Annotated in this window: 10 protein-coding genes; all 10 read right to left on the reverse strand. The window is 68.0% G+C overall.

Going from position 1 to position 12,973, the window contains the following annotated elements:
• Positions 1-88: 88 nt before the first annotated feature.
• Entirely contained in the window at positions 89-352 is a 264-nt protein-coding gene (gene rpmA, locus A9310_RS00930; protein WP_004019626.1) for a 50S ribosomal protein L27, read from the reverse strand.
• A gap of 38 nt (positions 353-390) precedes the next feature.
• Positions 391-702, reverse strand: a complete 312-nt coding sequence (gene rplU, locus A9310_RS00935; RefSeq protein ID WP_004019625.1) for a 50S ribosomal protein L21 — start codon at positions 700-702, stop codon at positions 391-393.
• A 283-nt stretch (positions 703-985) separates the two neighbouring features.
• A complete protein-coding gene (locus tag A9310_RS00940; protein ID WP_065629006.1) occupies positions 986-4,498 on the reverse strand; it encodes a translation initiation factor IF-2 N-terminal domain-containing protein in 3,513 nt (1,170 codons plus the stop codon).
• Between the two features lie 428 nt (positions 4,499-4,926).
• Positions 4,927-5,343, reverse strand: coding sequence for a nucleoside-diphosphate kinase (gene ndk / locus A9310_RS00945; protein WP_058250057.1), 417 nt, complete (start codon positions 5,341-5,343; stop codon positions 4,927-4,929).
• A gap of 38 nt (positions 5,344-5,381) precedes the next feature.
• Positions 5,382-5,786, reverse strand: a complete 405-nt coding sequence (locus tag A9310_RS00950) for a hypothetical protein (RefSeq protein ID WP_249356198.1) — start codon at positions 5,784-5,786, stop codon at positions 5,382-5,384.
• A gap of 272 nt (positions 5,787-6,058) precedes the next feature.
• On the reverse strand, positions 6,059-6,448 hold the full coding sequence (locus A9310_RS00955) for a DUF4233 domain-containing protein (protein ID WP_065629008.1): 390 nt from the start codon (positions 6,446-6,448) through the stop codon (positions 6,059-6,061).
• A complete protein-coding gene (locus A9310_RS00960; protein WP_065629009.1) occupies positions 6,445-7,977 on the reverse strand; it encodes a folylpolyglutamate synthase/dihydrofolate synthase family protein in 1,533 nt (510 codons plus the stop codon). Before A9310_RS00960 ends, A9310_RS00955 begins: the two co-directional genes overlap by 4 nt.
• Positions 7,974-10,637 (reverse strand): valine--tRNA ligase, encoded by a 2,664-nt coding sequence (locus tag A9310_RS00965; protein WP_139104505.1) that lies wholly within the window; start codon positions 10,635-10,637, stop codon positions 7,974-7,976. Before A9310_RS00965 ends, A9310_RS00960 begins: the two co-directional genes overlap by 4 nt.
• A gap of 95 nt (positions 10,638-10,732) precedes the next feature.
• On the reverse strand, positions 10,733-11,377 hold the full coding sequence (locus A9310_RS00970; protein WP_264186770.1) for a molybdenum cofactor guanylyltransferase: 645 nt from the start codon (positions 11,375-11,377) through the stop codon (positions 10,733-10,735).
• A 106-nt stretch (positions 11,378-11,483) separates the two neighbouring features.
• Complete coding sequence (gene clpX / locus A9310_RS00975) at positions 11,484-12,764, reverse strand: ATP-dependent Clp protease ATP-binding subunit ClpX (RefSeq protein ID WP_058250051.1); 1,281 nt, start codon at positions 12,762-12,764, stop codon at positions 11,484-11,486.
• Positions 12,765-12,973 lie beyond the last annotated feature (209 nt).

The following is a 12,973-nucleotide window of genomic DNA, read 5'->3' on the forward strand; positions in this document are numbered from 1 at the left end:
CTTCTTCCGTCAAAAAAGAACAGGGCGGGCGGGGTACGCGATGACCCTGCCCGCCCTGTGTAAGAGCTTGTCGTGCCGGTTGCTCAGGTCAGACCGAAGCGGTTTCCGGGACGATGTTGACCGTCTTGCGGCCACGCTTGGAGCCGAACTCCACCGCGCCCGCGGCGAGCGCGAACAGGGTGTCGTCGCCACCGCGACCGACGTTGACGCCGGGATGGAACTTGGTGCCGCGCTGGCGGACCAGGATCTCACCTGCGCTCACCTGCTGGCCGCCGAAGCGCTTCACGCCGAGTCGCTGGGCGTTGGAATCGCGACCGTTGCGCGAGCTGGACGCGCCCTTCTTGTGTGCCATGTGTCAGTCCTCCTGAGGTCTTCTCGAAGCGGGTCGAACTACTTGATGCCGGTGACCTTGAGGACCGTCAGCTTCTGACGGTGACCCTGGCGCTTGTGGTAGCCGGTCTTGTTCTTGAACTTGTGGATGCGGATCTTGGGGCCCTTGACGTGGTCGACGACCTCGCCGGTGACCGAGATCTTGGCCAGCTTGTCGGCATCGGTGGTCAGGTTCGACCCGTCGACGACCAACGCGACCGGCAGGCTCACCGTGCTGCCGATCTCTCCGTCGATCTTCTCGACCTTCACAGTGTCGCCTTCAGCGACCTTGTACTGCTTACCGCCGGTCTTGACGATCGCGTACGTTGCCATCGAAGTATTCCTCTTACTCGTCTACTCGGACCCTGGGGGCGCGAGCGCTCCTGGGGCGTTTGTGTTGTGCGTGCCGGGGCGGGCCGCAGGGCACCCGGGCATGTGGCCGGGGAAGCTGCGGTTCGCACCAGAGGGCCTGCCGACGGACTACGCACCGTTGCTGTGCCGAAGCGGGCAGAACAGCGCAGACCCTCCGCGGGAGGCGACTTTCCAAGGTTACGGGAACGTCGGCGGTCGGGTCAAACTAGCCCGACCCGGGTCCGACGCGGCCCGGTCACCCGGATCAGTCGTCGGCCGGTGGCGGTCCCGCGGGACGGCCCGCGCTGCGCTTGCGCGGCCGGCGCCGTACCGCGACCGCCGCCTCCGAGTTCCCGGTGGAGACCGGACCCGAGGTCGTCACCGGCGTCTCCGCGGCGACATCCGCCGCGGTCATCACCACGGTGTCGGGCGGTGTGGTCGTCTGCGCCGGACGCCGGACGACCCGCCGACGACGCCGTGCGGCCGCCGGAGCCTGTCCGTCGGTGGCCGAGCCGGCCGGCTCGGGCTCCGTCTCGACCGCCGCAGGTTCGGACTCAGCCGATTCCGTCCCAGCCGAATCCATCTCAGCCGGTTCCGTCGCCACCGGATACGGCAGGGTCTCGGTCGGCTCGGCAACAGCGGTGTCCACCCGGCTGTCGGCCGTCTGCTGCGGCGACGACGCCTCGAAGACGGGCTTCGGCGCGTCCTCGGCCTGACTCGTGGTGTCACCGTCGGTGGTCGCGCCGGACTCCTGGTCGTGTTCGTCGTCGTGCGCGTGCGCCGCCATCGCCCGGAACATCGGGTGTTCGGCCGGCTTGTGAGCGGGCGCGACGGCCGGGGCAGCTGCCTCCGGTTGCGCGTCGGCCTTCTTCTTGCCTCGACGGGACCGCTTCGAACCGGCACCGTCGCCACGCGAAGAGTCGTCGGTCTTCACCTCGACGGGATTCGCGTGCACGATGATGCCTCGACCGCTGCAGGCGGTGCAGGTGGTCGAGAACGCTTCCAGCAGACCGGTTCCCAGACGTTTACGTGTCATCTGGACGAGGCCCAGCGAGGTCACCTCGGACACCTGGTGACGGGTGCGATCACGAGCGAGCGCCTCGGTGAGCCTGCGGAGCACCAGATCCCGGTTCGACTCGAGGACCATGTCGATGAAGTCGACGATGATCATCCCGCCGATGTCGCGCAACCGCATCTGCCGCACGATCTCCTCGGCGGCTTCGAGGTTGTTGCGCGTCACCGTCTCCTCGAGGTTGCCACCCGAGCCGGTGAACTTGCCGGTGTTGACGTCGACGACGGTCATCGCCTCGGTGTGCTCGATGATCAGCGTGCCGCCGGAGGGCAGCCACACCTTGCGGTCGAGCGCCTTCGCGAGCTGCTCGTCGATGCGGTGCACGACGAACGAATCCGGCGCGTCGGCGTGCGGCTTGTCGAATTTCTCGACCCGCTCCATGAGATCCGAGGCCACCGAGCTGACGTAACCCTCGACCAGGTTCCAGGCCTTGTCACCTTCGACGACGAGCTTCTTGAAGTCCTCGTTGAACAGATCACGGACGACGCGAACCAGGAGGTCGGGCTCCTCGTACAGCGGCTTCGGGCTCGACGACCCACCCTTCTTGGCCTGGGCCACCGCCTCGTCGATGGACTTCCACTGCGACTCGAGGCGGGCGATGTCGGCACCGAGTTCCTCGGCGCTGACTCCCTCCGACGCGGTGCGGATGATGACCCCGGCCTCGTCGGGGACGAGCTTCGCCAGAATCTGCTTGAGACGTTTGCGCTCGACGTCGGGCAGCTTGCGGCTGATCCCGGTCGACGAACCGCCGGGCACGTACACCAGGTAGCGGCCGGCGAGGGAGATCTGCGTGGTCAGACGGGCGCCCTTGTGACCCACCGGGTCCTTGCTGACCTGGACGAGCACGTTGTCGCCGGGCTTGAGCGCCTGCTCGATCTTGCGCGAACCGCCGTCGAGTCCGGCAGCGTCCCAGTTGACCTCACCGGCGTAGAGCACGCCGTTGCGTCCGCGACCGATGTCGACGAATGCGGCTTCCATACCCGGAAGGACGTTCTGGACGCGTCCGAGGTAGATGTTGCCGACCATCGACGACGACGTCGCGGTCGTCACGAAATGCTCGACGAGGACACCGTCCTCGAGGACCGCGACCTGCGTGTAGTCCTCGACCGCGGCGTGCTCGTGCCCGTCGTTACCGGAGATGCGGCTGTTCGCGCTGCGCTCTCGGACGACCATGACGCGGTCGACCGCCTCACGGCGCGCCAGGAACTCCGACTCGGTCAGGATCGGCGGACGACGCCGGCCGGCATCGCGCCCGTCGCGCCGGCGCTGACGCTTGGCCTCGAGTCTGGTCGACCCCGAGATGCCTTGCACCTCGTCGCGTGCCCGCTTGCTGCGCGGCTCGCGCTCGTGCACCACCGTGTTCGGCGGATCGTCGGGAGACGCCTCATCGGGTTCGCCGCCGCCTTTGCGGCGGCGCCGGCGACGGCGGCGGCGAGTCGACGAGGAGTCACCGGAGTCGTCGTCATCGGATGCGTCTTCGCTATCGGCGGTGTCGGCATCGTCGCCGGACTCGTCGGCGCGGTCGCCCGCGGCGCCGGACGCCTCGGAGTCCTCCGCCTTGTCCGCACCCGAACGACGGCTGCGGCGGCGGGTGCGTTTGCCCGACGGACGGCCCTCCTCCGAGCGCGAGTCCTCGGCCGACTCGTCGGACGTGGTGTCCTCCGAGTCCGTGTCGGCATCGGTTGCCCCGTCGTCGGTCGACTCATCGGCATCGGACGCCTCGGCGTCGGACTCATCCGTGTCCGAATCAGAGTCGCCCCCCTGGTCTCCCCGACCGCGCCCGCGTCCACGACGTCCGCGTCGACGCCGGCGACTCCGACCCGACCCGGAATCATCAGCGTTGGAATCATCAGCGTTCGAATCATCGGCGTCGTCGGCGCCGGAGTCGTCCGGGGTCGGGACGTCGGCGTCTCGGTCAGCTGTGGTCGAATCATCGGCTCTCGACCTGTCCGAACGGGCGGGCGCGTCCGCTGATGTCGAGGTCGCGGTCTCGGCAGCGGCGGACTCGTCTGCCGGGGTGTCCGCCGACTCGTCCTTCGCGCCCGTCTCAGCGCGGGTCTTCGCACGACCCGAGCGGGCGGCGCGTGGCTTGTCGGCCGGGGCCTGAGGCTGCAGGAACAGCGGCTGCGCGCCGGTCGAGGCGTCGGTCTCCGCGGCCGGGGTCGCAACCGGTGCGTCGTACTGGGCGGCCGAGAACAACGTCGGGGCCTCGGCCGCGGTCGATGCCGCGGGCGAGTCGTCGGCGGTGGTCGGTGCAGCATCCTCGGTCGATGCGACTTTGGCTGTCAATGCGTCGTCGGCGGGCGCCGCTTCGGCGGACACCGCCTCGGTTGGTACGGCTTCGACCGATGCCGCCTCGGCCTGTGCCGCGTCCGTCGGCGAGGTGTCGGCAGGGGCCTCGGCCGCCGTCGTGCCGGCAGTGGCGTCACTCAGAGCCGCGTCGCCGGCCGGGGCGGCCTGCGGGGGCGTCTCGCCGGTCTCGTCGACGCCGGAGCGCACCCGTTCGGCCACGGCTTTCGCCAGGTCACGATCAACGCTGGATTGCGGGCTGCGGCTCTGCACACCGAGATTCGCCAGGTGAGCCAGTACCTGTCGACTCGTCAGGCCCAGGAAGCGGGCCAGGGCGTGCACACGAAGCTTGCTGGGAAATTCTTCCGCCGATTCCGACGCTGCGTTCGCGTCAGCCGGCGACCCGTTGTCGGTCACTCAGTCTCCTCGAACCCCCGGGCGCGTCGGGCTGACGCGGCCACGCGAGGGTCTGCTCTGTGTCCCGGTCCTCATCGGACCGGTGTTGTGTGGTCTGCGCGTCGTCGCGGCGGTCCGTCTCACGGATCGTCCGACGACGCTCTTGCTGTGTCGATGACCGCGTCCCTGATCGCTTTCCACGCCACCGGGCACAGGCGGAACCTGAGTGTTCGCCCGCTGGCAGCAGGGCGAACTCGGTGGGGTCAGCTGCGGTTCCGTGGCGTCGCGGTGCGTCAGTGCCGCACCGCGACGCGCCGGTACCGGGGCGCGTCATCCGGTCGTCGTCGACAAAGTGTGTCGGCGATAACTGTGCAAGTATCCCACATCGCGGTCGGATGACCGCAAAGGATGAGCGTTTGACGTTGCGCGTCGAGCCGAGGCGCTCGCGTTCAGCCCTCGAGTCCGGGGAACCAGAGAGCGATCTCGCGCTGTGCCGATTCGGGCGAATCGGACCCGTGGACCAGGTTGTACTGGGTGTCGAGCGCGAAGTCGGCACGGATCGTTCCGGGCACGGCCTTCTCGACCGGGTCGGTACCGCCGGCGATCTGGCGGAACGCCGCCACCGCGCGGGGCCCCTCGAGAACGGCCGCGACCAGCGGGCCGGACGTGATGAACTCGAGCAGCGAGGGGTGGAACGGCTTGCCCTCGTGCTCGGCGTAGTGCCCGCGAGCGACCTCGTCGCTCGCGGTCTTGAGTTCGAGAGCCACCAGGGTCAGGCCCTTGCGCTCGATACGGCTGATGATGTCGCCGACGAGGTTGCGTTCGACGCCGTCCGGCTTGATGAGTACGAGAGTGCGTTCAGTCACGACTGACACCCTATCGACCGGCTACGGTCACGTACCGGTCAGGAGCAGTACTCACCGGCGACCGGGAAGAAGCCGTAGTCGAAGAGGCTGCCGGTGCGCGAGCGCGGATCGACGACCACCTGCAGACAGCCGCCGGGCGAGGCGAGCGCGCCGGCGAGCGCGAGATCGAACTGTTGCGCCAGACCGAGATTCGCGGGCCGGTACTGGGCGGGCACCGGGAGGCTGGCGATGGCCTCGGGCGCCTTCATGGTCGCGGCACGCTGGGTGATCTCGTGGGTGGCGACATAGCTGTACTCCCCCGGACCGACGGGAACAGGTGCGTCCGCGGCGGGTATGAGGTTCGCGATCCCGATGGGTGCCTGGTCCTGCTCCGGTTCGGCAGCCGCCGTGGCCGGGACGGTCAGTGCGAGCGCCGCGCCCGCGAGGACGACGACGGGGAGCACGGGGCGTCGGGTTCGGGCGGAGGTGGTCCGGAAGAGCTGGAACTGCACGTATGTCCTCACATCGGGTGTCTCGGGAAGGTTTCGACAAGCTGCGAGGATCGACTTGTCGCCCCCGCGGCATGGGCCATTGTTACAGCAAGCCCACTTGGCCGCCCGGGTTCGGCGATAACGGTCCGGCCACAGGTCTTGCGGCCACCAAACCCCGCCCTGAGCAAAGAGAACACCGCTGGTGGGACAGCCGGGGGCGAGACGGCCGCGGCCGCCGGTTCCGATTACTCGATCGGCTCCTGGCCGGGCAGCATCCCGCGTTCGACCCGTTTCTCGACGTCGGCCTTGATGTAGCGGATGTAGAGCCAGACCGACCCGAAGACGACTCCCACCACCGCGATCGACCAGTGGAAGAGACCGCCGACGATCAGGACGACCTGCAGGCCGAGATCGAGGTTGATCGCGTACGGCCGGCCCTGCATCCCGGCGGCCAGGATCATCGCGATGACGACGAGCGTGAGGTATCCGCCCGACAACCAGGTCAGCCCGTCGCCGAGGCGCCACACGATCGGGAACGCCAGGATCACGACGATGACCTCGAGGATCATCGTGCCGGCCATCACGCCGCGGAGCCCCTTCCACGGATCGTTCGTGGGTGGGGTGTACCGGGTCATGAGGGTTCCTTACCGAAGAGTGTTCGCGCGGCACCGGCGGTCACGACGGACCCGGTGATGACCACGCCCGCACCGGACACGCGCTCGCCGTCGGCTTCCTCGGCCAGTGCGATGGCCTCCTCGACGGCGTCGGGCAGGAAGGGTTTGACGACCACGCGGTCCTCGCCGAACACCTCTCGCGCGTACTCCGCGAGCGTCTCGGGGTCCAGGGCCCGTGGCGACCCGTTGTCGGTGACGACGACCGCGTCGAGCACCGGCTCGAGGGCTTCGAGGACTCCGCGGGCGTCCTTGTCACCCAGCACGCCGATGACGCCGACGAGTCGACGGAAGTCGAACTCCTCGGCCAGCGCCTGTGCCAGCGCCGCGGCTCCGTGGGGATTGTGCGCCGCGTCGGCGAACACCGTCGGGGCGCTGCGCAGTCGCTCGAGCCGTCCGGGGTTGGCGACGGACGCGAAACCCGTACGCACCGCGTCGATGTCGAGCTGACGATCGGCGCCCGCACCGAAGAACGCCTCCACCGCCGCGAGGGCCAGCGCGGCGTTGGCCGCCTGATGTGCTCCGTGCAGCGGCACGAAGATCTCGTCGTAGACACCGCCGAGCCCCTGGATGGTGAGCATCTGCCCACCGACGGCGATGACCGAGTCGAGGACCGCGAACTCCGATCCCTGGCGGGCGACGATGGTGCCCGCATCGACGGCCGCGCGCAGCAGGACGTCCATGACCTCGGGGCCCTGTTCGGCGATCACCGTGACGGGATCGACGGTGCCGACCGCATCGGGTTCGGCGGGCTTGATGATGCCGGCCTTCTCCCCCGCGATGGCGGTCAGGGTGTCGCCGAGATAGTCCGCGTGGTCCATCGCGATCGGTGTGATGACCGAGACCGTGCCGTCGATGACGTTGGTCGCATCCCACCGACCGCCCATGCCCGTCTCGACGACGGCGACGTCCACCGGCGCCTCGGCGAAGACCGCATACGCCATCGCGGTCAGCACCTCGAACTTGCTCATCCGGGGTCCACCCGCCGCCGTCGACGAATCGTCGACCATGGTGATGTACGGCTCGAGTTCCCGATAGGTGTCGATGTAGGTGCGTGCCGGAATCGGCTTGCCGTCGACCGAGATCCGCTCGGTGACGCGCTGCAGGTGCGGACTCGTGATCCGGCCCGTGCGCCGGTGCAGCGCGGACAGCAACGCGTCGACCATCCTGGTGACCGACGTCTTGCCGTTCGTCCCGGCGATGTGGATCGCGGGGTATCCGTGCTGGGGGGATCCGAGCAGATCCATGAGCGTCGCGATGCGGGTCAGCGACGGCTCGATCTTGGTCTCGGGCCACCGGGTGTCGAGCTCGGCCTCGACCTCGGCGAGTTCGGCGAGATCGTCGGCGCTGTCGGTGACGCGCAGCCGCGCCGGCTCGGCATCCGGATCGGGTTCGTCCTCCCCCAGGATCGCCGAGAGACCCAGGGGGTCGCCTGCCGCATCCATTCCCAGGACGGCTGGATCCTCTTCGGGGAAACCGGTGTCGTCGCTCACGCGCCGGCCAGACTCGCCAGCTTCGCGTTCAACCGTTCGACCTCTTCGGTCGCGATCCGCTGACGGTCCCGGATCTTGGCGACCACGTGGTCGGGCGCCTTGGACAGGAACTGTTCGTTGCCCAGTTTCGCCGAGGTCGTCGACAGTTCCTTCTCGGCCACCGCCAGGTCCTTGGCGAGCCGCTTGCGTTCGGCTTCGACGTCGACGGTGCCCGAGGTGTCGATCGCGACGACCACGGTGGCCACGCTCAGGCGGACCTCGATGGTCGCGGTCGCGCCGAAGTCGGGACCGGCCGGGTCCAGGCGCGCGAGGGAGGTCACGTACGGCAGCAGGTGTTCGAGCCCGGCTTCGCCGAGTCCGTCGAACTGCACGGCGACGCGCTGGCCCGGACGGAGACCCTGATCGCTGCGGAAACGCCGCACCTCGGTGATCAGTCGCTGCAGATCGTCCACGCGGGCGGCCGAATCCGACGACCAATCGCGTCCGGAAGTGGTCGGCCAGGGGGCGACCACGAGCGATTCACCCCCGGTGAGCGCCTTCCACAGCACCTCGGTGACGAACGGCATCACCGGCGACAGCGCGCGCAGCAACGGCTCTAGGACCGCGCCCAGCACGAGCGACGTTGCTTCCGAACGCTTCTCGTCGTTCTCGGCGAACTGCACCTTCGCGAGTTCGAGGTACCAGTCGCAGACCTCGTCCCACGCGAAGTGGTAGAGCGCCTCGCATGCCTTCGAGAACTCGTAGGACTCGAACCCGGCGTCGATCTCGGCGAGCACCTCGTCGAGCCGGCCGAGGATCCACCGGTCGGCGTCGGTCAGCGTCTCGGCGTCGGGGAGCTCGCCGACCTTCGCGCCGTTCATCAACGCGAACTTGGTGGCGTTGTAGAGCTTGGTGGCGAAGTTGCGCGACGACTGGGCGTGGTCCTCGCCGACCGAGATGTCCGAACCGGGGTTGGCACCGCGGGCGAGCGTGAAGCGCAGGGCGTCGGCCCCGAAGCGCTCCACCCAGTCGAGCGGGTCGATGCCGTTGCCCTTCGACTTCGACATCTTGCGGCCGTGCTCGTCGCGCACCAGGCCGTGCAGGAACAGGTTGTGGAACGGGATCTCGTTGCCCGGACCCAGATCCTTGCCCACATAGGTGCCGAACATCATCATGCGGGCCACCCAGAAGAACAGGATGTCGTACCCGGTGACGAGAACCGAGGTGGGATAGAACTTCTCGAGATCCGCGGTCTGATCGGGCCAGCCCATCGTGGAGAACGGCCACAGCCCGGAGGAGAACCAGGTGTCGAGGACGTCGGTCTCCTGGACGTAACCCTCGGGGGCCTGCTCGTCGGGTCCGACGCACACCACCTCGCCGTCGGGTCCGTACCAGATCGGGATGCGGTGACCCCACCACAGCTGACGCGAGATACACCAGTCGTGCATGTCGTCGACCCAGCTGAACCAGCGCGGCTCCATCGACTTCGGGTGGATCACCGTGGACCCGTCCCGCACCGCGTCGCCGGCCGCCGCGGCCAGCGTGGAGACCGCCACCCACCACTGCATCGACAGGCGCGGTTCGATCGGCTCGCCGGTGCGCTCCGAATGCCCGACGCTGTGCAGGTACGGACGCACCTCTTTCACGATCCGGCCCTGTTCGGCCAGCGCCTCGCGCACCTTGACACGCGCCTCGAAGCGGTCCATGCCGTCGAATTCGGTTCCGGTGTCGGCGATCCGGGCCGATTCGTCCATGATCGTCGGCATCGGCAAGTTGTGTCGCTGCCCGAGCGCGAAGTCGTTGGGGTCGTGTGCCGGCGTGATCTTGACTGCGCCGCTGCCGAATTCGGGGTCGACGTAATCATCGGCGACGATCGGGATCATCCGGTCGACAAAGGGGTGCGGCAGTGCGGTGCCGACCAGGTGGGCATACCGTTCGTCGTCGGGGTGCACCGCGATCGCGGTGTCGCCGAGCATCGTCTCGAGTCGGGTCGTCGCGACGACGATGTGAGGCTCGGTGTCGTCGAGTGACCCGTAGCGGAAGCTGACGAGCTCGCCCTCGACGTCGGCGTAACTCACCTCGATGTCGCTGACGGCGGTCTTGAGGACCGGCGACCAGTTGACGAGGCGCTCGGCCTGATAGATCAGCCCGTCGTCGAACATCTTCTTGAAGACGGTGTGCACCGCGCGCGACAGACCCTCGTCCATCGTGAAGCGTTCGCGCGACCAGTCGACACTGTCGCCGAGCCGGCGCATCTGCTCGCCGATGTTGCCGCTGATCTCGGCCTTCTCGGCCCACACGCGGTCGATGAACGCTTCCCGGCCGAGGTCGTCGCGCGTCTTGCCCTCGGTGGCGAGTTTTCGCTCGACCATCGTCTGCATCGCGATCGCCGCGTGGTCCATGCCGGGGAGCCACAGCACCTCGTAGCCCTGCATCCGACGACGACGCGAGAGCGCGTCCATCAGGACGTGCTCGTAGGCGTGGCCCATGTGCAGCGAGCCATTGACATTCGGCGGCGGGATCACGATGGAGAACGGCGGCTTGTCACTCGCCGCGTCCGCGGTGAAGTACCCGGCGTCCACCCAGCCCTGGTAGAGCGACGCCTCGTGCTCAGCGGGGTCCCAGGACTTCGGCAACCCGGTCTCGGGTACGGCAGTCCGGGGCGACGCTGTCTCGGGCAACGCGGATGTCTGGTCGGGTGATGTCACGGCCGCTATTCTATGTTTTCGCCGGGCCGGACCTCGCCCGGGACCCGTCCGCGCCCGAGCGCTTCGTGCTAACCCGCGGAGACGCGCAATCTGTGCAGGTCCTCAGGCGCGTTGACGTTGACCAGCCAGTCCGGATCGGAGATCCCCACCCGATGGGTGTTGAGCGCCTCGATCGCGCCCAGCATGCGCCGTTCGCCGCCGGCGACGACATCCGCGATCATCGCCGCGGCATCCGTGCGGTAGATCCCCGCCATCGGATGATCCCGCTGGGCGTCGTGGGCGATGACCGCCTGCGTCGAGTCGGTCAGCCCCAGCCGCAGCTCGTCGATCAGTTCCGGCGCGATCAGCGGCATGTCCGTGGCACAGACGAACGCGAACTCGGCACCCGCGGCAGCCGCCGCGGACAGGCCCGCGACGAGCCCGCCGAGCGGACCCGTCCCCTCCTGTTCGTCGGTCACCCAGTGCACCTTCGACGAGTCGATCCCCGGCGCCGCCCGGTCGCGGATGTCGTCGACGCCGCGGAATGCGGCGGACGTCTCGCCCGCGACGACCAGCACCGGATCGCAGCGCTGGGACACCACCCGCACCACTCGCGCGAGCATGGGTTCACCGTCCCAGTCGAGCGCGGCCTTGTCGCTGCCCATCCGTCGCGAACGTCCGCCCGCCAGCACCAGGCCGGCGAGCACCGAGGTATCCGATCCGTGTTGAGTCACATCGCTCAGTGTGCTCGATGCGGCACCGCCGCGGGGCGAGATGGACAAGAGAAAGCCCCGCCCGGAGCGCCGGGCGGGGCTTCTCGTCGTCAGATGATCGTGATCGTCAGGCGCTCTTGTCGCGACGCTCGTCGCTGGAAGCCTTGCGGGGCACGATCGTCGGGAGGACGTTGTCGCGGACGGTCTCCCCGGTCACGACGACCTTCTCGACGTCGTCGCGGCTCGGGATGTCGTACATCACCGGCAGCAGGACCTCTTCCATGATGGCCCGCAGGCCGCGGGCACCGGTGCCGCGGTGAATGGCCTGATCGGCGACCGCCTCGAGGGCGTCCTTGGTGAACTCCAGCTCGACATTGTCCATGTCGAACAGCCGGGTGTACTGCTTCACCAGCGCGTTCTTCGGCTCCGACAGGATGCTCACCAGCGAGTCCTTGTCCAGGTTCGTCACCGACGCGACGACCGGCAGACGGCCGATGAACTCCGGGATCAGCCCGAACTTGATCAGGTCCTCCGGCATGACGTCGGCGAACTGATCCGAGGTGTCCACCTCGTCCTTGCTCGCCACTTCGTTGCCGAAGCCGAGACCGCGCTTGCCGATCCGCTCGGACACGATCTTCTCCAGACCGGCGAACGCGCCGGCCACGATGAACAGCACGTTCGTCGTGTCGATCTGGATGAACTCCTGATGCGGATGCTTGCGTCCACCCTGCGGCGGCACCGACGCCTGCGTGCCCTCCAGGATCTTCAGCAGCGCCTGCTGGACTCCCTCACCGGACACATCGCGCGTGATCGACGGGTTCTCGCTCTTGCGGGCGATCTTGTCGACCTCGTCGATGTAGATGATGCCGGTCTCGGCACGCTTGACGTCGTAGTCGGCGGCCTGGATCAGCTTGAGCAGGATGTTCTCGACGTCCTCGCCGACATATCCGGCCTCGGTCAGCGCGGTTGCGTCGGCGATCGCGAACGGCACGTTGAGCATCTTCGCGAGGGTCTGCGCCAGGTACGTCTTGCCGCATCCGGTGGGGCCGAGCATCAGGATGTTCGACTTCATCAGCTCGACGGTCTCACCCGTCCGGGCGTCCTTCTTCTCGCCCGCCTGGATGCGCTTGTAGTGGTTGTAGACCGCCACCGCGAGCGTCCGCTTCGCCGTGTCCTGGCCGATGACGTACTTCTCGAGGAAGTCACGGATCTCGGTCGGCTTCGGCAGCTCGTCGAGCTTGACGTCGCCGTTCTCGGCCAGTTCCTCTTCGATGATCTCGTTGCACAGGTCGATGCACTCATCGCAGATGTACACGCCGGGGCCGGCGATGAGCTTCTTCACCTGCTTCTGGCTCTTGCCGCAAAAAGAGCACTTGAGCAGGTCGCCGCCGTCTCCGATTCGTGCCATCTCGCGCTGTACCTACTTCCTCGTTGCCGGACTGTCGTGTCTGGTCCGTCGCGTCGCACGCAGCCGGGCATGGGTCATTTGATCGACACTCGAATGCCCAGTAACCCGACGGTACCCGCGTGTCGCTCGAACTTCGACCGATAAGGCCAAATGTCGCGGCAGAAAATCACCGGGACTTCTGCACTGCCACAACTACTTCTTGGCCAGGA

Source organism: Gordonia sp. UCD-TK1 (assembly GCF_001691435.1).
Lineage (GTDB): Bacteria > Actinomycetota > Actinomycetes > Mycobacteriales > Mycobacteriaceae > Gordonia > Gordonia hongkongensis.

Bases quoted from the DNA above. Each gene is read 5' to 3' on its own strand.
- clpX (WP_058250051.1), bottom strand. From the start codon at position 12,764: ATGGCACGAATCGGAGACGGCGGCGACCTGCTCAAGTGCTCTTTTTGC.
- rpmA (WP_004019626.1), bottom strand. From the start codon at position 352: ATGGCACACAAGAAGGGCGCGTCCAGCTCGCGCAACGGTCGCGATTCC.
- rplU (WP_004019625.1), bottom strand. From the start codon at position 702: ATGGCAACGTACGCGATCGTCAAGACCGGCGGTAAGCAGTACAAGGTC.
- A9310_RS00955 (WP_065629008.1), bottom strand. From the start codon at position 6,448: ATGACCCGGTACACCCCACCCACGAACGATCCGTGGAAGGGGCTCCGC.